Annotated in this window: 15 protein-coding genes and 2 pseudogenes; 8 read left to right on the top strand and 9 right to left on the bottom strand. The window is 64.3% G+C overall.

All coding sequences use genetic code 11. From position 1 onward, the window contains the following. Window positions 1–252: pseudogene (locus C446_RS19675) on the top strand (IS4 family transposase); the annotation flags it as partial. 484 nt (window positions 253–736) lie between these two features. Here the strand turns inward: C446_RS19675 and C446_RS15780 are convergent. The 4 genes from C446_RS15780 to C446_RS15795 form a co-directional block, all read right to left on the bottom strand. Beyond that, window positions 737–1,690 (bottom strand): hypothetical protein, encoded by a 954-nt coding sequence (locus tag C446_RS15780; RefSeq protein ID WP_006674134.1) that lies wholly within the window; start codon window positions 1,688–1,690, stop codon window positions 737–739. 132 nt (window positions 1,691–1,822) lie between these two features. Next, complete coding sequence (locus C446_RS15785; RefSeq protein WP_006674135.1) at window positions 1,823–3,781, bottom strand: midas domain-containing protein; 1,959 nt, start codon at window positions 3,779–3,781, stop codon at window positions 1,823–1,825. A 54-nt stretch (window positions 3,782–3,835) separates the two neighbouring features. After that, window positions 3,836–4,666: an MBL fold metallo-hydrolase gene (locus tag C446_RS15790; protein ID WP_006674136.1), complete on the bottom strand. Its 831-nt coding sequence runs from the start codon at window positions 4,664–4,666 to the stop codon at window positions 3,836–3,838. Between the two features lie 233 nt (window positions 4,667–4,899). Then, window positions 4,900–5,679, bottom strand: coding sequence for a DUF7344 domain-containing protein (locus C446_RS15795; protein WP_006674137.1), 780 nt, complete (start codon window positions 5,677–5,679; stop codon window positions 4,900–4,902). Window positions 5,680–5,931: 252 nt separating this feature from the next. Between C446_RS15795 and C446_RS15800 the strand changes: the two genes are divergently transcribed. After that, entirely contained in the window at window positions 5,932–6,780 is an 849-nt protein-coding gene (locus C446_RS15800) for a superoxide dismutase (protein ID WP_006674138.1), read from the top strand. Between the two features lie 89 nt (window positions 6,781–6,869). Here the strand turns inward: C446_RS15800 and dph2 are convergent, their stop codons facing one another. Next, window positions 6,870–7,931, bottom strand: a complete 1,062-nt coding sequence (gene dph2 / locus C446_RS15805; protein WP_006674139.1) for a diphthamide biosynthesis enzyme Dph2 — start codon at window positions 7,929–7,931, stop codon at window positions 6,870–6,872. Between the two features lie 146 nt (window positions 7,932–8,077). Here dph2 and C446_RS15810 point away from each other — a divergent pair, with 146 nt between their 5' ends. Both C446_RS15810 and C446_RS15815 read left to right on the top strand, forming a co-directional pair. After that, window positions 8,078–8,983 (top strand): DUF7139 domain-containing protein, encoded by a 906-nt coding sequence (locus C446_RS15810; RefSeq protein ID WP_006674140.1) that lies wholly within the window; start codon window positions 8,078–8,080, stop codon window positions 8,981–8,983. Between the two features lie 97 nt (window positions 8,984–9,080). Beyond that, window positions 9,081–10,103, top strand: a complete 1,023-nt coding sequence (locus C446_RS15815; protein WP_006674141.1) for a disk-shape morphogenesis protein volactin — start codon at window positions 9,081–9,083, stop codon at window positions 10,101–10,103. A 137-nt stretch (window positions 10,104–10,240) separates the two neighbouring features. Here the strand turns inward: C446_RS15815 and C446_RS18255 are convergent, their stop codons facing one another. Then, window positions 10,241–10,411 (bottom strand): zinc finger domain-containing protein, encoded by a 171-nt coding sequence (locus tag C446_RS18255; protein ID WP_006674142.1) that lies wholly within the window; start codon window positions 10,409–10,411, stop codon window positions 10,241–10,243. 165 nt (window positions 10,412–10,576) lie between these two features. On the opposite strand from C446_RS18255, the gene C446_RS15820 reads away from it, so the two are divergent. From C446_RS15820 to C446_RS15835, 4 genes and pseudogenes are all read left to right on the top strand, one after another. After that, on the top strand, window positions 10,577–10,978 hold the full coding sequence (locus C446_RS15820; protein ID WP_006674143.1) for a hypothetical protein: 402 nt from the start codon (window positions 10,577–10,579) through the stop codon (window positions 10,976–10,978). A 10-nt stretch (window positions 10,979–10,988) separates the two neighbouring features. After that, window positions 10,989–11,621 carry an METTL5 family protein gene (locus tag C446_RS15825; protein ID WP_006674144.1) on the top strand — a complete coding sequence of 211 codons (633 nt, stop codon included), beginning with the start codon at window positions 10,989–10,991 and terminating at the stop codon, window positions 11,619–11,621. A 91-nt stretch (window positions 11,622–11,712) separates the two neighbouring features. Then, window positions 11,713–12,814, top strand: a pseudogene (locus C446_RS15830) (cbb3-type cytochrome c oxidase subunit I); the annotation flags it as partial. 132 nt (window positions 12,815–12,946) lie between these two features. Continuing rightward, the gene (locus C446_RS15835) at window positions 12,947–13,153 is read left to right on the top strand and encodes a hypothetical protein (protein WP_006674146.1); all 207 of its coding nucleotides are present in this window, start codon (window positions 12,947–12,949) and stop codon (window positions 13,151–13,153) included. Window positions 13,154–13,165: 12 nt separating this feature from the next. Here the strand turns inward: C446_RS15835 and C446_RS15840 are convergent, their stop codons facing one another. From C446_RS15840 to C446_RS15850, 3 genes are read right to left on the bottom strand one after another with little or no spacing between them, the layout of a single operon-like run. Further along, the gene (locus tag C446_RS15840; RefSeq protein ID WP_006674147.1) at window positions 13,166–14,413 is read right to left on the bottom strand and encodes an ABC transporter permease; all 1,248 of its coding nucleotides are present in this window, start codon (window positions 14,411–14,413) and stop codon (window positions 13,166–13,168) included. Beyond that, window positions 14,410–15,711, bottom strand: coding sequence for an FtsX-like permease family protein (locus C446_RS15845; RefSeq protein ID WP_006674148.1), 1,302 nt, complete (start codon window positions 15,709–15,711; stop codon window positions 14,410–14,412). The genes C446_RS15840 and C446_RS15845 overlap by 4 nt, the downstream gene beginning before the upstream one ends. Next, window positions 15,701–16,543, bottom strand: coding sequence for an ABC transporter ATP-binding protein (locus tag C446_RS15850; RefSeq protein ID WP_049920293.1), 843 nt, complete (start codon window positions 16,541–16,543; stop codon window positions 15,701–15,703). Before C446_RS15850 ends, C446_RS15845 begins: the two co-directional genes overlap by 11 nt. Window positions 16,544–16,723 lie beyond the last annotated feature (180 nt).

Consider the following 16,723-nt stretch of genomic DNA (forward strand, 5'->3'; position numbering starts at 1 on the left):
AACAGCTACAGCCGACGCTGGGATATCGAAAATCAGTACAAGTCGGTGAAAGCGTTTCTTCCCAAGACGTCCTCGAAGGACTACCGTGTTCGGTTGTTCAGCTTCACGTTCGCAGCATTGTTGTACAATCTCTGGAGGCTCACCGATTACTTGGTGAAGCTCGGAACAGACCGCGAGATCAGGTCGCCGCCGGTCGTGACCGCCAGGACATTCGTCCGGGCGGTCAGTCAATCTCTCCGACAAGGTGGCTAAGTGGAAAGCACTCGGTGTCGCTCGCCTGCGGCAAGCCGCAGGACTCGCGTTCTATCTCCTAAATCGCGTGTTGGACGCTGCTCGGCACATCTTGCTTAGCGAACCAAGGATCGCGACATAGGATTCGAGAGAGTTCTACTCGGATTTTATTTGATTCCTCCGAAGCTCGTTTGTAGACGCTCTACATCCCAGAAACGTGNCGCGACATAGGATTCGAGAGAGTTCTACTCGGATTTTATTTGATTCCTCCGAAGCTCGTTTGTAGACGCTCTACATCCCAGAAACGTGGGACACTGATAGAAGCCGAACCGATACTTGGCGTATCAACCCTCTATACGCAGAGAAAGGCAATTCTCTCCCTCGACTGCTGCACAGGGACGGGTCGCGGAACTGACTCGGCGAAGGTCGAGAGACGACTGGGTACGAGCGGAGCGTCGTCTCCTAGGGTGTGCTCGACAGAGGTAGCGCTCGGTGTCTCCGTCCGTTACTGCTGGACTGCAAGCTCCGTCTCGAGGTCGGGTCCGTTCAGTAACGACCGCACGGCCGCGGTCCCCTCGGAGACTTCGGGTGGGCTCTCGAGAAGCACCGTCTCGCTTGGGAACAGTTGCTCGCCGAGCAACAGCCCGTGCTCCCGAGCGGTCGATCCCGTCACGGTAAGGTAGACCCCGAGGCCGGTTTCGGCGATGGCGGCTTCTTCCTCCTGGCCCTCGTCGGGATAGCGGAACTCGACGCCCTCGAGCGTGCGCGTCCCGAGTACCGCTCGAACGAGACGCTCGTATCGGGGTTCGATACACAGCGGTCCTTCGTAGGCTTCGAGGAACTTCCGATCCAGGTCGCCGTTCGACGGGGCGATGTCGGGAGTCGCCATCAGCGTATGGTAGACAGTGTCACCGAGTCCCGTGACGACGCGGACGTCGCTTTCGGCTGGATCGATCCTGGCGTTAACGTCCTCGATCCGGCCGACGGGATCGGGCCGTAACTCGACAACTTCCTCGAGCACGAGGTCGGCACTGTCGTATCCGAGGGCGAACTCGTGGGTCCGAAGCGCCCGGAATGGCTCTTCGCGCCCGACGAGTTGAATCGCGATGTCGTCGGCAACGTGGTCGGGGACGGCGGCGTCCGCTCCCGTTTCCGCGAGCGGAATCGTCACGCTGTCGAAGACGATCCGTCGAGGTTTGCCAGCCCGGTCGTCACGCAACAGCGTGTACTCGGGTTCGGTCGGATCGTCGACGGTGCTGTACTCGGTGAGACGGTGGTAGACGCTGTGATCTGGATGGTCGGGCTCGAGGGTCCCCTTCGTGAGTGCCTTCTCGTGTCGCAGCGTCGACGTCACGTCGTCTGCGAGCTCCGGGACGTCGAGCCGGCGTGCGAGGCGGTCAAGCACCGCCTCGAGTGGTCGCCCCTTTCGGGGGACAGCGATCGGAATCGTCTCACCCATCGGTATCGACCGCTTCTCAGCCGGCGACGGATAAACAGGTTGTGTTTCCGGAGACGTTCGCGCGGATCGACCGTCGTCCCGGACAGTGTCACGCGTCTCGTGGGCGAAGCGCCCTCCCTCCCTGTCCAAGCGTTAGTCGTCGGTGAACATCGATCCGAGCTGTTCGCGCCACTCGTGGAGGCCCGTCACGTCCTCGCGAACGTCTTCGAGATCGTCCTCGAGGGCGTCGACATCGTCGGCGACCGTTTCGACCTCGTCCTCGACTTCCTCGACATCGTCTTCGAGATCGTCGAGCCCCGTCTCGAGATCGGTGACGGAGTCGTCGACCCGCTCGACGTCCCCTTCGACCGACTCGAGATCGTCTTCGACGGTTGCAGTCCTGTCGCTGAGTTCGTCGACGTCGCCTTCGACGGAGTCGAGGCCCACCTCGAGGTCGTCGGTCCGGTCGGTGACGGTGTCGACCTCGTCGCTCGTCGCGGAGAGATCGTCTTCGATGTCCGCGGTCCAGTCGGTGAGCGTCTCGATTTCGGTTTCGGCCTCGTCGACTCGTTCGACGGTGCTATCGAGACGGTCGTCGACCGACGCGAGTTCGTCTTCGAGGTCGGTCACCTCGTCCCGGAACTCTTCGATGAGCTGTTGACCGGTTCCGTGCTCACCGAGGAACTCCTCGAGTGCGTCGGTGTAGGCCGCGACTTCCTCGACGCGGTTCTGGAGGTGGTCGACCCTCGCCAGGTCCGCAGCGGTCGGCTCGTCTTTCCCTTCCTCGAGCCCCAGCGCGGACTGGAGCGTCTCGAGGTCGTCGTCGTCGACGTTGCCGGCGCGGATTTCCTCGGCGAGCCCTGCGGTGATGTTGTCGGCATCCAGTGCCGGTTCCGGTGTTGGTTCCGTCTCGACGTCTTCCGCCTCGGCAACGGAAGCCGGCGCGTCTGCAGGCTCGTCGACAGCAGTCGGTTCGGTTTCAGGTTCCGGCTCCGGCTCGGGATCGGTTTCTTCGGCCTCGGTCTCGGATTCGGCTTCGGCTTCAGCTCCGGCCTCCCTTTCTGCTTCGGTCGCCGTGGGCGTCGCTTCGATCCCCGCCCCGGACTCTTCGTCACCGACATCGAAGCTTTCGTCCCCGGGTTCGCTTTCGCTTTCCTCGGTGACTTCGTCGTCCGCTTCCTCGAGTGTCGCGGCACCGCTCTCGAGGTCGATGTCGATCTCGTCGCCGACAGCTTCGTCCTCGCTTTCGCCTTCGTCTTCCGGCTCCGGAATCTCGTCTCCCTCGAAACCGAGATCGATGTCGGGGGCGTCGTCCTCGCCGTTGTCCACATCGCTTTCCGCGGGGTCGACGGGTTCGGCGTCTACGTCGTCGAGATCGAGGTCGAGGCCGTCGTCTTCGTCGTCCCCGGGTTCGTCGGTGTCGGCCGTCTCCTCGTGCTCACGCTCGGGTTCCGTCTCGGATTCCAGTTCCAACTCCGATTCCGGCTCCACGTCCGATTCCGGCTCCGCGTCCGACTCGAGCGGGTCGGCGTCGCCTTCCGCGTCGGCTTCGGTCGGTTCGGAGTCCGATTCCGTTATGCCATCGTCCTCGTCCTCGCCGGTAGAAACAGCCGCATCAGTTTCGAGCCCGGGAACCGCCGACGACTCCCCGGAGATCATCTCCTTGACGGCGCGGTCGCTGTCGTCGGAGACGATGCTGTCGATCACGGTGTCGTCGACTTTGTCACCGGTCGTGCGCTCTTCGTCGGCGCTTACCTCGACGATCGTAGGCTCCGTCAGGAACTCGTCGGCCGAGCTCTCCTCGTCCAGCCGGATTCCGTACACGGTAACGATCTCTTCGCCCGCCTCGAGCGTTCCGGTGAACTCGACGTGGTTGTCCTGGAACGCCGTCCAGGCGTCACTGTGATAGTCGGGATGGAACCCGATTTTGTCCATCGGAAACGAACTCGGAATGTCTTCGGAGAGTCGAAATTCGACCTGTTCGTCGCGTTCGGATTCGATCCCGAATCGGATCGCCGGGACGGGGAACTCGTCCGCCTCGAACGTCTTCCGGACGGTTAACCCGTCGGCGCTGACCTCGATTACGTCGTCCGCGTCGGCGGTGCTGCTCATGGAGCCAACGTTACCATACCATTTATATAAATGATTGGGGGGCGTCGCGGCGATCTACAGTTCGATTCTGTCGCCGATCTCGACGACCTCGAGCCGTCGCGGATAGTCGAAGCTCGCCGCGTGGTTGTGAAGCACCGTCGGGTCGGCCGTCAGGCCCTTCCACATGTCCCAGTGGGTGGGGACGAGCCGCTCGAGTTCGAGCGCCGCCGCGGTCTCGACGATCTGATTCTCGTCGTTGTACCAGCGGGTGCGCTTCGGTTCGCGGGTTTCCTTGTCCGGGATTCGTCCGACGGTGCCGAACGCGAGCGCGCCGACGTCGATGTCGTACTCCCGGCCGATCCGGTCGAACGTGTCGCCGGGCTTGGTGTCGCCCCCGTGGAAGAAAGTGCCGGCGTCGTGTTCGATCACGTAGCTCACGGGATGGGTCGCGTCGGCGTCGTGGGCCTCTTCGACGTGGACGGTGAACTCGCCGATCTCGACGCTGTCGCCCTCCGTGACCGCCGACAACTGCTCCTCGGCGACCTCCCACTCTTCGGTCCAGTTTTCGTCCTCCCGTGCGACGGCCAGGCTGTCGTCGGGCGCGTAGAACGTCGCCCCCGTCTCCTCGAGAATCGGTGCCTGGCTCGGGCCGTGGACGTGGTCGGTGTGTTCGTGGGTGGCGAGGACGGCGTCGGCCTCGTTTACGTCTTCGGGATCGAACGGGACCGGGATCATCCGAACCGTCCGGGGTGGATCGCCCAGTCCGAGGTAGGGATCGATGAACAGCGTCGTCCCCGCGGCTCCTTTCAGTACGAATCCGTTACAGCCGAGATACCAGATCGCGACGCCCTCCGGCGTCGCCGCTTCGATGTCGCGAACGAGCCAGTCGCCCCAGTCGCTTTCCATACTCGAGGGTGGGACTACCGATCGGGTAAGTGTTACCGTCTGGATTCTACGACTGCCGGCGATCCGCTACCGGTCTGGGTTCCGGCTCCGGGTATGGGTACGGGTACGGATACGCGGTCAGTCTTCGGTGAAAGGAGAACAACGGCTGCGTTCACAGTCCTCGGCGTCGTCCTCGTGTCTCTCCAGCGATCCGACACCGAGTGGGGAGAACAGTGGGTCGATCACGGACACGTTCATGGCTGTCGGATCGCGACGAGGGGCTCGCCACCCTCGAGTGTTCGGACGTCGACATCGTGGGCGAGCGTCTCCGACCCGTTCCCCGTTTCCGTCCCGGAACGGTCGCGCGAATCGTCGACGACCCAGGCAGCACCTACGATCTGTTCTCTCCTGGCAGCCACGTGACCTGCGTCGGCGTCGTACTCGACGAGCCCGTCGTCGCTCAGGGCAGGCAGGTGAACGTGGACGAGCGACGTACGGACCTGATCGACGCGTTCTTGGGCCACGTCGCGTTCGATCGTCTCGTTCTCGAGTGCGGCCACAGCACGTGCGAGCTCGGCCGTCGAAAGCCGGCGGCGGCGCGAGCCGACTACGGAGAGGATCGTCCGCCGTCGCTCGTGAGCGAGCGCCTCGAACAGTGCATCCAGGTCGTCGTCCGACGCGTCCGTTCGACCCGTGACGACCCGCTCGAGGTCCGGATCGTCGTAGGCCCAGTGATCCGTGGCGACGACTTTCCCATCACCGGTCTCCTCGAGAAGTCCCGCGTCCAACAGCGCCGGGAGCGATCGGTGATGACAGTCGACGCGAGCGCGTCGGCGGTCGTCGTCGTCGACCGCCTCGGCGGGTACGTCGTTCGTTACCGCAGCGAACTCGAGCGTAAGTTCGTCTTTCCCGATCCCTGCTGGCGAACGGTCGTAGACGAGACGGAGGAGACGACGGTGCGTCTCGTCGGCGAGCGCTCGAAAGAGGTCGTCTCCGGTGTGGCCCGGTCGGCGGTCGGACGTTGTGTTACTCATCGACTACTCGTCGGAGCCGTTTCTGCAAAAGGACTGCTCCAAACTGCTTTGGATTCATGCATGTATTACCAGTTCTGAGTCAAAATTCTCCAGATAATGTTCGTGCACAACTGACTTTTCACACTGTTTTCGACGGAGGTAAACGTATATTCAGATGAAACACTCCTCACAGCCGAACGTTTCGCTCCGCCGATCGAGCCGTCACTCGCTGGTCATATACTAACGTCGATATCCAGTGGAAACAGGAACCGCATGTCGGACGAACGTTCGGCGACTCGACGACGGCACGTGTTAGGAACGATCGGCGGCGGGCTCGGTCTCGCGTTGCTCGGCTCGAGCGGCGTTTCCGGCGCGGCCACGGATAGAGTGGTGGATGCGGCGGCGGACGACCGCCGCTACCGCCTGCCCGACCTCCCCTACGAGTACGGGGCGCTCGAGCCCCACATCGACGAACGGATCATGGAACTCCATCACGGCGAGCACCACCAGGCGTACGTCGATGGGGCAAACGAGGCGCTCGAGGAGTTCGATACGCGACGGGCAACCGACGACTTTGCGGAGATTCGTGCACCCAAGCGGGAGTTTTCGTTCAACTACTCCGGACACGTCAACCACACGATTTTCTGGGAGAATCTGGGTCCGGACGGTGGCGGGACGCCGGAGGGCGAGTTCGCCACCGCGATCGACGAACGCTTCGGCTCGTTCGAAACCTTTCAACTGGAGTTTTCGGCGACGGCAGACCAGGTCGAAGGCGACGGCTGGGCGATGCTGTTCTACGAGCCGCTTGCCGATACGCTCGTGATCGGCCAACTCGAGGACCAGCACGAACTGGCCCATCAGGCCGCCGTTCCGATCCTGACGCTCGACGTCTGGGAACACGCCTACTACCTCCAGTACGAGAACGACCGCGAGGCGTACGTCGAAGCCTGGTGGAACGTCGTCGACTGGGCCGACGTGGCTCGTCGGTACGACTTCGTGACCGATCATCTCGCGGGGATCGAGCCCGCGGGGGAGCGTCTGGACGATCACGCGCTCGAGCCCGAGCCCGACCGGCAGGCACACGAGTCGGCCGAAAAGCGAAAATCGGACGGACCGCCCTGACCGACTGGCTGCTGGCGATATCGATCACAGCAGTGAACTCGCGTGACGGAACCGAAGAACGTGAACGCGACGACCGTCGAAGACGAGCCCTACCAGGTCCCGTGGAAGGTGTCGAACGACAGGTCCTCGAGGGGCTTGTTCCCGACGGCGATCTCGTACTCACCAGGGGTGAGCATCGGCTTGTGGAACTGCGGCCCGTCGTCGGTCGTGATCCGCGGACAGCCGGTGTTGACGAACGCATCCATGTCGAAGTTCCGGAGGCGATCGGGGGTGACTTCGTCCATCGTAATGAGGTAGGCGTCGTCGTTGTCCGCGAGGATCTCCTGGGCTTCGTCCCAGCGGCCCTGGCCGATCTTGGTACAGAAGATGACGCCCCACTTCTCGGCGTCCATCGCCTTGTGGACTGAGGCGTATCGCTGTTTCATGAATTTCTCCGTGTCGGCGACGGTGACGACGTTGTTGACGGGGTCGGCGATGACGACGTGCTTGTCGGGGTGTTCCATCGCCAGCCCGAGCGGGTGGAACTTGCCGCCGCCGACGTACAGCACCTGGTCTGCAGGCACGTCCGCGCTCGCGTAGTTGCAACCCAGGACCTGCCCCTCGTGGGTCAGCCGCTCGTCGCCGCGACGGCTGTGGACCTCGTACCCCCGTTCCTCGAGGAACTCGGTCATCTCCTCGTAGCGGTTCATGTGCTGAGCCGTGGTGACGAGACCGACGCCTTCGGTCTCCTCGGGGTCCTCCAGGGTGTCGAGTGCCTCCTCCATGATCGGCGTCACCTCGACGTTCGAGAACAGCGGGACGTAGATGACCTTGTCCGTGTTCTTCATCGGAGAGTGACCGAAGTGGACGAAGACGTCGGTGCGTTTCATCAGGTACGTATCGAGGTCACAGGCCCCGTAACAGGGCTGACCCGACAGCATGAACGTGACGTCGTCGTCGGCGAGCGTTCGGAGATCGTCGGCCACCTTCGGGCCGCGGCGTTTCAGCCCTTCCGGGAACTGTAACCCGACCGTCTCGGCGTCCCGCTCCTCGATCGCCTCGATGATCCGCTCGAGTTCGTAGTCCCACTCGCGGTCGTGTTTGAGACGCATTCCGGTGTTCCGAAGGTCGCCTTCGGTATACTCCGATCCCGGCTCCGACTCCTGACTCATTGGCCGCAGTAACGCCCACGGACGTATAACGGCCGCGCTTTTCGGTTCGAACTCGGGAGACTGGCGACTGGGAGTCGGGGTCGAACGAGGTGTGCTCTGGAGTGGCGACCCAACAGTCATAGTACTGGAGTCTAAACCTGGGGTTAATGTCAGCGGAAGCGCCCGCGGATGGATATCTCTTCGACCTCTATCGCCGCTACATCGGCGAACCGGAGGGCCGGACCGACGTTTACGTCGGCTTCGGACTGTTCCTCGGCGGAATCGGCCTGGCCGTCGTGGCCTTGTTGCTCTTCCTGTGGAGCACCACGCTCGAGGCCCGCACGGCGACGTACTTCGCGTGGGTACAGCCCGCCTACGCCATCGCAATGCTGTCGGTCCCGGCGACGTTGCTCGGGGTCGTCGTGTTGCTTCCCTCGGAACGGCGCATGCTGTATACGTCGATCGCCGGCGTCGCGGTCACGATCGGCGCGGTCGTCGGCTTCGTGGTCGCCTACCCCGAGGACTGGTTGTACGGCGCGGACTACACGGTCGAAGTCGTCGCCACCTACGCCATCGGACTGGCAGCCGTCGCCGCCTCGACCGGCGCGGCGTTGATCGCCCACTATCTCGATATGGCCCAGACTGCGAGCCAACTCGAGGCTGCTGAGGCCGACGAGGACGGCGAGTCCTACACCGACGCGGAGATTCAGGACGACATCGACGAGGCGATGGACGGCGTCGAACTCTCCTGGGGTGGCGTCGAGAAGACCGAGAGCAAACGGCTTACGTTCTCGAGTGACGATTTCGACGATGTCGAAGTCAACACCGATGCCGGGACGAAGACGAAACGATCCACCGGCGTCGACGCCCAGGTCGCCGGTCTCAAGGGTCTGAAAGGTGGGGACACGAAGACGACTACCTCGAGTTCGACGGTCGACGACCAGACCCAGAAGCTCAAGGAACTACGCAAGCAAAAGCAGGCAGAAAAGACCGCGACGAACGACGAGAGCGGCCCGAAGCGCTTCCTCTCGAATCTGGTTGATAAATTCCGATCTGCTATCGCTCGGAAGTAACAATCTATTAACTTCGGTAAGGTTATATATTTACTTATTCTCGCAAATTGAAATTAAAGCACATAGATTTATAATCCGTCAACCGCCTTGCTCAACTATGGCCAAAGGCCTAGACGTCGGAACGATGAACATCCTGTCCGCACAACAGGATGGGAACGACACGGTATTCGTGCAACAGCGCAACTCCTTCGTAGAGATCGAGTACTCGGACATGGCCGAGCAGATGCTCTCGCGAAGCGAAGTCCTCCACATTCGCAAGGACGACAAGGTCTACGTCGTCGGTGACGACGCCCTGAACTTCGCGAATATCTTCAACAAGGAGACTCGCCGACCGATGAAACACGGGATCCTCTCGAACGACGAGCAGAGCGCGATCCCGATGATGAAACTCATCATCGAACAGGTCGTCGGTGAGCCCGCCTATCCCGACGAGAAGCTGTACTTCTCGACGCCGGCCGATCCGATCGACTCCGATCTCTCGACGCTGTACCACCAGAAGACGATCGAATCGTTCCTCGACGACATGGGATACGACGCCGAGCCCATCAACGAGGGGATGTCGGTTATCTACTCCGAGCTTGCGGACAACAACTTCACCGGCCTGGGTATCTCCTTCGGGGCTGGCATGACCAACGTCTGCCTGTCCTACTACGCGGTCCCGGTAATGAAGTTCTCCGTCGCCCGCGGTGGCGACTGGGTCGACGAACAGGCTGCCCGCGCGACGGGGACACCGGTCGACAAGGTCACCTCGATCAAGGAAGACGACTTCGAACTCGACTTCACCACCGACGTCGGTGGCGTCGAGGGGGCGCTGTCGATCTACTACGAGAACCTGCTCGACTACGTCATCGAGAACATCGTCGCCGAAGTCGACGAGGAAGACGTCGAAGAAGGTCTCGACGTGCCGGTCGTCGTCACTGGCGGCACTTCCAGCCCCGACGGCTTCGAGGAACTGTTCCGTGACCATCTCAACGAGGCGAACATCCCGTTCTCGATCAGCGGCGTCACCCACGCGGACGAACCGCTCTACAGCGTCGCTCGCGGTGGACTCGTCGCTGCCCGTTCTGACGAGGACGGCGACCGCGAGGAAGAAGACGCAGAAGCCGCCGCAGCCGAATAGCGACGGCTCGTCTCGACTTTCTTTTCACCGCTGGGCGACGTTTGCTGTAGCGGCTCGTTCGTACTGCTGTACCGACGGCCCGGCACAGTCACGACTCGGACCCTGATCGCGCCGGACATCTCCGACGGCGACCCGCCTCACTCCTCGTAGAAGCGGTTGAACGCTTCTCGCCAAGACTCCGGCTCTTCCCGCCGCATATCGTGCTCGACGGGGATGTCCGCGTACTCGCAGTGTGGACACGTGACCGTCGACGCCTCTCCCAGCGAGAGTTCCTCGAGCGAGCCCTGGCACCTGGGGCACTCGTTCATAGTTGATCGTCCAACGGAGCGTCCTTAACTCTATGCGTCGTTGGCTCGAAACTGGGAACCAGCAGCGAACCGGTCGGATGCCGTCGCCGTCTCCGATCTCACCTGCAGGAGATTACTCTTGTGCATGCAACAAAGCTTTTGTATGCGGCCTGTGTATGAGTTGGTATGAGCACGACCTCGTCCCCGGACCGACCGTCACCGATCGACTGCTGTAGTCAGACCGACGTTACGCCGGTCACCATCGACGCGGCCGACCTCGAGTCGACCGCACCCGAGTACCTCCGTGACCTCAAACGCGACCTGGCGGAGGCGAACCTCGCACCGACCGGACTGACGGTTCGGGCGTGTTTCGACGAAGATTGCTCGCTGGCGACCCAGGAAGAAGTCGACCGTATCCGTGGCTACGTTCGCGCTGGCGCGTTCCTCGGCGTCGCTTCGGTCACGGTCTCCGTCTCGGACGTCGAAGACCCCGAGAAGGTCCGGCCCGCCCTCGAGGCCTGTGCCGAACGCGCCGACCGGGAAGGGATCGTCCTCGATCTCGAGGGGCCTATCACGATCGAGCGGTAACTTCGGCTCGATGGCACCTTCCCGGCGGACGCTCGCTCGACGGCTCGAGTCGCTCGCGGACTTTTCCGATCCGTCACCCGACCTCGAACAGTACCTCACGCCGCCGGAGGTCGCCGCGCACGTCTGTCATCTCGCCGGACTGCAGGGCGACCTCGAGCGGCCAGTAGTCGACCTCGGTACGGGCACCGGCATGCTCGCGATCGCGGCGTCGCTCGCCGGAGCCGACCGCGCCGTCGGGATCGATGTCGACTCGGCCGCGCTCGAGACGGCCGCGGAGAACGCAGGTCGTGTCGGTGCCACAGTCGACTGGGTGCTGGGCGACGCCTCGCGGCCACCGGTCGCGACTGCAAACGACGATCGCGACCGCGGCGTTACCGTCGTCTCGAACCCTCCGTTCGGTGCCCAGCGTGGCAACCGCCACGCCGATCGGGATTTTCTCGAGACCGCTCGCTCGATCGCCGACGTCTCCTATACGATCCACAACGAGGGCAGCCAGGAGTTCGTCGAGTCCTACGCCGGCGACGAGGGCGGCGCGGTCACCCACGCTTTCCGTGCGCCGTTTCCCATCGACCGCCGGTTCGATTTCCACACCGCGGAGACGGCGACGCTCGAGGGCGAAGTGTTCCGGATCGAGTGGGCCTGATACGGTTTCGTGCAACGAGTTACCGGCGTAACCGGGACCGATAGTAGCCACTGCGAGTCAGTGTACACCTGCTCGCCAGACGGATCGACGATCAGTGTGCAAATCGTTGCAGTTGTTACTATTCTGGTACTCCGGCCACCCGATCGTCTACTTCTGGCTGCTTCCGGCGTACCTGCTGTGGTACATCCTGTTGCCGAAACTGGCCGGCGAACGGCTGTTCAGCGATCCGCTCGCTCGAGTCGTGTTCATCCTGTTCGTCCTGCTGTCGACGCCGGTTGGCATCCATCATCAGTACCTCGATCCGGGTATCTCGGAGGGGTTCAAGTTCATCGCGATGACGAACACGATGTTTCTGTTGCTGCCGAGCCTGCTGACGGCGTTCACCGTCGTCGCGAGCATGGAACACGGTGCACGCCAGCGCGGTGGGGAGGGGTATTTCAGCTGGTTGACCGCGTTACCGTGGCGTGATCCGGCGTTTACGGGGATGGCGCTGGCGGGACTCGTCTTCGCGTTCGGCGGTTTCACCGGGATCGTCAACGCCGGGATGAACATCAACTACCTCGTTCACAACTCCCTGTGGGTACCCGGCCACATCCACACGCAGGTCGGAACGGCAGTTGCACTGACGTTCATGGCCGGCTCCTACTGGCTCGTCCCGCAGCTGACCGGCAACCGGCTCGTCGGGCGACGGATCGCACTCGTCCAGGTCGTGCTCTGGTTCGTCGGGATCGTGTTTATGACTAACTCGATGTACCGCGGCGGCTTGATCGGCATGCCCCGTCGAACCGCCGAACCCGAATACCAGGGGTTCGACTACGAGATTGCGGCGGGATCGATCGGCGAGCTGAACGCCCAACTCGCGATTGGGGGCGTGCTGCTTTTCGTCTCGACTGTCGTCTTTCTCGCCATCGTCTTTCTCACGCTTTTTAACGCGGATAGCGAACCCGTCGACGACGGGACGATTCCACCGCCGCTGTCCGGCCCCGACGACTCCCCGCGAGTGCTCGACAACCTGAAACTGTGGGTCGCCATCGCGCTCGCGTTGATCGTCTTCGCGTACGCCTTCCCGCTCCGCGAACATCGTCTCGAGAGGCGGGCTCTTCGGTCCCGATATCGGTCCGTTCCCGGTGACCGTCGATCCGGCGCTCGTGGGTCGGCTGGCGATCGATGCCGTCAACGCTACGGTGCTGTAGCTCGAAGTCTAGAGTAGCTACTGCGAGTCAGTGTGTACTGATTGCCGGACGGGTCGGCGATCGGTGTACCAATCGCTGCAGTTGTTACGAGCGTCCACACTCCGAGGCTGACCTCACCGACTCACATCAACGATGCGTACGTCTCCTGCCAAACTGCTCGTCTTGGTCGCGCTCTGTCTCGTCGTACTCGTCGAGTTGCGCACGGCGCTTGCGTTCGTCGGCGTCGAGGTGAGCGTCCTCGAGACGGTTGGGGTCGGCGTCGTCGCGGTCGCGTTGCTGCTCGTCTGGGGGTTCGGCGTGGGCCGCGAGACCGGCAGCGAGAGCGAGAGCGCCGAGTAGGTCGTCGGCGGCTCACCCCTCGAGATGGTCGATCGTCGCGTATCGGCCCGCGCGCCAGCCGGCGACCAGCGCGACAAGCACGCCGACGACGAGTGCGATGGCGAGCCCGAGGACGTAGACGTCACTCGAGGGACGGACGAGGCGATCGAAACTCGCGACCGAGGCTGCGACGCGGTTCAGCCCCGACGCGAGCAGCGGGGTCGCGAGAACGCCGACGAGCCCGCCCAACAGCCCGATCACGACTCCCTGGGCGGCGACGGTCCCCGCGAGCAGTCCCCTCGAGAGTCCGACCGCCCGGAGTGCTGCCAGCTCCGCGCGTTGTTGGGCGGCCACGAGCGCGAAGAGGTTGACCGTCAGGACAACGCCGCCGACGACGGCGAGACCGACGAGCGTCGCGCCGCTGGCGACCACGAGCGGTCGATCGCCGATCATCGCACCCACCTGTTCGTCGCTGGGCCGGACGTCGTACTCCGGGTAGGACTCGTCGAGGTCGGCGGCGACCGCTTCCCGATCGGCGTCGTCGGCCACGTCGGCGGTCAGGAACGTCGCGCGGTCGGTTCCGGTCGTCCCCGCGACGGCCTGGAGGTCGACGAGCGGCAGGGTGACTGTCTCGGAGCCGAGAAACTGCGAGTAGTAGTCGGAGACCCCGACCACGGTGAACGCGTACTCCGGTGCGGTCTGACGGCTGGTGCCGACGTACAGCGTGTCGCCGACCTCCGCGTCGACGCTCTCGGCGACGCGGGGATCGAGGACGATTTCGTCGGTTACCGGCTCCTGGGACCGGGGCTGGCCGGGTTCGTACGCTTCGTCAGGCGTCTCGAATCCGCCGCCGGCCTCGAAGTCGAACCCGTCGTGGGTCTCCTGGACGCCGACTGCGGGTCGGCGTTCCAGCGTCTCCGGATCGGGGTCCGTTCCGACGTAGACATCGTACAACGCGATCGGGGTCGCGTACGTAACGTCTTCCCTGTCTGTCAGCTCGGCCGCCGTTCCGTGGGTTCCGACCAGCGGGTTCTCCGTCCCGCTGGCGTCCGGATCGACCGGATCGCTCGATATCCAGATGTCCTGGTCGGCGCTCTCGAGTCCTTCTTCTCCGGTCGCGACGACACCGGCACCGAGCCCGGCAAGCAGGGTCACGGCGAGGACGGCGAGTGCGACGGCCAGGACAGCGAGGGCGGTCCGGCCGGGCGAACGCCGGAGCTGTGCGACGGCGATACCTACGACTGCCCGCATTCGGACGAACGCGAACGGAAGCGCGCTCATCGTCCCACCTCCTCGAGGACCGAGGTCCTGTTCGCGATCACGAGTGGGTACGGGACGGCGAGCAGCCCCGACACGAGCCCCACGATGACGCCGTAGGGGACCAAAAGCGGGTGAGCCTGTGCCACTGCCCCGGAGACGACGCTCGAGGCCACGACAGCGTTGAGGGCCCCGATACCGACCAGTCCGAGCGCCGCTCCCAGGACGGCCCCACAGACCGTCGTCACCACCGTCGAGAGCGCGACGATCGCGAGGCGGCTGTGGGTCGAGAAGCCGACCGACTCGAGGACGGCGAGGGTGCGTCGATCCTCGTCGACGGTCATGCCGGCCGTCGTGGCGACGAACGACGCACAGATCGTCACACCGACCAGCAGCGCGAGCAGGCTCGTCGCGAACGCGAGCCCGTCGTCGAACAGCGTCGCGGGGTCTGTCCCTCGGTCGCTCTCGATCGCCGCGTGGGGATACGCCTCGCTCCCGGCGGCCGCGGCGTGCTCGTCGTTGCCCCACACCAGTACCCGATCGGCGAGTTCGCCGTCTGATGCCCCGGAGACGGTCTGTACCTCGCTCAGTGGTGCGAGCACGACCGGCGCGTCGCCGCTTCCCTCCGCCACTGCGGTCACGGTAACGGTCGGCGTCGGGACCGCGGCCTCGTCGGGAGCCTCCGTGCCAGCCAGGCCGTCGGCCTCGAGTCCGGCGACAGCGAGTCGTTCGCCTTCGGTAACGTCCAGTTCCTCGGCCGCCGCCGCCGAGAGGACGACTTCGCCTCGCCGTGGGCCGTCGTCCGTTTCGTCCGTGTAGTGGGGGTCGCCGGACTCGAGTGGGTCGGTCGGCAACCCGGCGACGGTTCGGTCGTTCTCGTCGGGCACGATGCCGACGACGAGTACCGTCCGGGGCTCCCCTTCCCCGTTTGCCGGCTCGAGTCGCAGCTTTTCGACGAGCGCCGGCGACGCGTGCTCGACGCCGTCGGCAGCCCGAAGCTGCTCCGCTCGCTCGTTCGTCTCGCCGAGCCGGGGACCTTCGACGCCGTCGACGGCCGTGAGAGAGCCGGTGTCTTCGGGGCCGATCCGGACGTCAGCGTCGGTTTCAGTCGCCACGCCGCCGTCGGCGAGTGCCAGTGCCATCCCCGTCACGATCACCAGCAAGGCGATAGTCACAGCGACGGCGGCGGTCGTCGCCGCGATCCGACCCGACCGGGTTCTGGTCGCGCGCTTCCAGAGTCGTCCGATCGAGACTCCCACGAGGCCACGCCAGCGCGATCGGCGGGTTCCCTCCCCGCTTTCCTGGCCGTCCTCAGTACCCATCCGACACCACCCGGCCGTCCCGGAGCGGCACCACCCGATCGGCGACTGCGAGCGTCGCGTCGTCGTGGGACGCGACCAGTACGGCCCGGTTCCCGTCCCGTCCGGCGTCGGTCAACAGTTCGAGGACGGATGCGCCGGTCGTGGTGTCGAGTTCACCCGTCGGCTCGTCCGCGACGATGACGTCGGGGTCCGTCGCGAGCGCCCGGGCGATCGCCACCCGCTGGCACTCCCCGCCGCTCAACTCGCTTGGAAGGTGTGTGATCCTGTCGTCCAGTCCGACCGCCTCGAGCAACTCGGTGGCGCGTTCACGTCGGGTCGAGCGGCCGACGCCGGTCTGGACCAGCGGCAAGGCGACGTTCGCCCGCGCCGATAGCGAGGGCAGGAGGTGAAACCGCTGGAAGACGATGCCCACGTGGTTCCGTCGCAGCCGCGTTCGCTCGCGCTCGGAGCGGTCGGTGAGGTCGGTCCCGAGCAGGTCGACGCGTCCCTCGGTCGGGGCCAACAGTCCCGCGACGGCGTGGAGGATCGTTGACTTCCCGCTCCCGCTCGGGCCTTTCAGGCCGACGACTTCGCCAGCCCCGACCGCGAGCGAAACGTCCTCGAGTGCGGTGACCGTTCGATCCCGGCCCGACCGCAACCGTCCGCCACCCGTGCCGTACTCGTGACTGACCGACTCGAGGCGGACGGCAGCCGTCCCGTCGTGGCGGTTCGTGTTCCCTTCCGTTTCAGTCCTCGCCTCCGTCCCCGCTCCCGTTTCGCTTTCAGCACGGGACGGTCCCGTCGACGCCGATGCGGATGTCGAGGCCGTACGCCGCAGTGAGAGATCGATCATTGGTCCGGTTCGGTTGCTCCGACGAACGGCGTCCCCGGCCATTGTTTCCCACCGGCTTCCCGACGCCACGTTGCAGTTAACCGCTTCCGTCGAGAGCACCCAGGCCGGTTCGACGGACGGCGGGCTCGAGCGGGGCACGAGCGATACCGTTCGGACCGTAAAACGGCGAGCGAAAGCGGC

The sequence above is a fragment of the Halobiforma nitratireducens JCM 10879 genome (genome assembly GCF_000337895.1).
GTDB classification, from domain to species: Archaea; Halobacteriota; Halobacteria; order Halobacteriales; family Natrialbaceae; genus Natronobacterium; species Natronobacterium nitratireducens.

What these genes read in the sequence shown, in the direction of transcription:
- C446_RS15780 (WP_006674134.1), bottom strand. Translation starts at nt 1,690, where the DNA reads ATGGGTGAGACGATTCCGATCGCTGTCCCCCGAAAGGGGCGACCACTC.
- C446_RS15785 (WP_006674135.1), bottom strand. Translation starts at nt 3,781, where the DNA reads ATGAGCAGCACCGCCGACGCGGACGACGTAATCGAGGTCAGCGCCGAC.
- C446_RS15790 (WP_006674136.1), bottom strand. Translation starts at nt 4,666, where the DNA reads ATGGAAAGCGACTGGGGCGACTGGCTCGTTCGCGACATCGAAGCGGCG.
- C446_RS15795 (WP_006674137.1), bottom strand. Translation starts at nt 5,679, where the DNA reads ATGAGTAACACAACGTCCGACCGCCGACCGGGCCACACCGGAGACGAC.
- C446_RS15800 (WP_006674138.1), top strand. Translation starts at nt 5,932, where the DNA reads ATGTCGGACGAACGTTCGGCGACTCGACGACGGCACGTGTTAGGAACG.
- dph2 (WP_006674139.1), bottom strand. Translation starts at nt 7,931, where the DNA reads ATGAGTCAGGAGTCGGAGCCGGGATCGGAGTATACCGAAGGCGACCTT.
- C446_RS15810 (WP_006674140.1), top strand. Translation starts at nt 8,078, where the DNA reads ATGTCAGCGGAAGCGCCCGCGGATGGATATCTCTTCGACCTCTATCGC.
- C446_RS15815 (WP_006674141.1), top strand. Translation starts at nt 9,081, where the DNA reads ATGGCCAAAGGCCTAGACGTCGGAACGATGAACATCCTGTCCGCACAA.
- C446_RS18255 (WP_006674142.1), bottom strand. Translation starts at nt 10,411, where the DNA reads ATGAACGAGTGCCCCAGGTGCCAGGGCTCGCTCGAGGAACTCTCGCTG.
- C446_RS15820 (WP_006674143.1), top strand. Translation starts at nt 10,577, where the DNA reads ATGAGCACGACCTCGTCCCCGGACCGACCGTCACCGATCGACTGCTGT.
- C446_RS15825 (WP_006674144.1), top strand. Translation starts at nt 10,989, where the DNA reads ATGGCACCTTCCCGGCGGACGCTCGCTCGACGGCTCGAGTCGCTCGCG.
- C446_RS15835 (WP_006674146.1), top strand. Translation starts at nt 12,947, where the DNA reads ATGCGTACGTCTCCTGCCAAACTGCTCGTCTTGGTCGCGCTCTGTCTC.
- C446_RS15840 (WP_006674147.1), bottom strand. Translation starts at nt 14,413, where the DNA reads ATGAGCGCGCTTCCGTTCGCGTTCGTCCGAATGCGGGCAGTCGTAGGT.
- C446_RS15845 (WP_006674148.1), bottom strand. Translation starts at nt 15,711, where the DNA reads ATGGGTACTGAGGACGGCCAGGAAAGCGGGGAGGGAACCCGCCGATCG.
- C446_RS15850 (WP_049920293.1), bottom strand. Translation starts at nt 16,543, where the DNA reads ATGATCGATCTCTCACTGCGGCGTACGGCCTCGACATCCGCATCGGCG.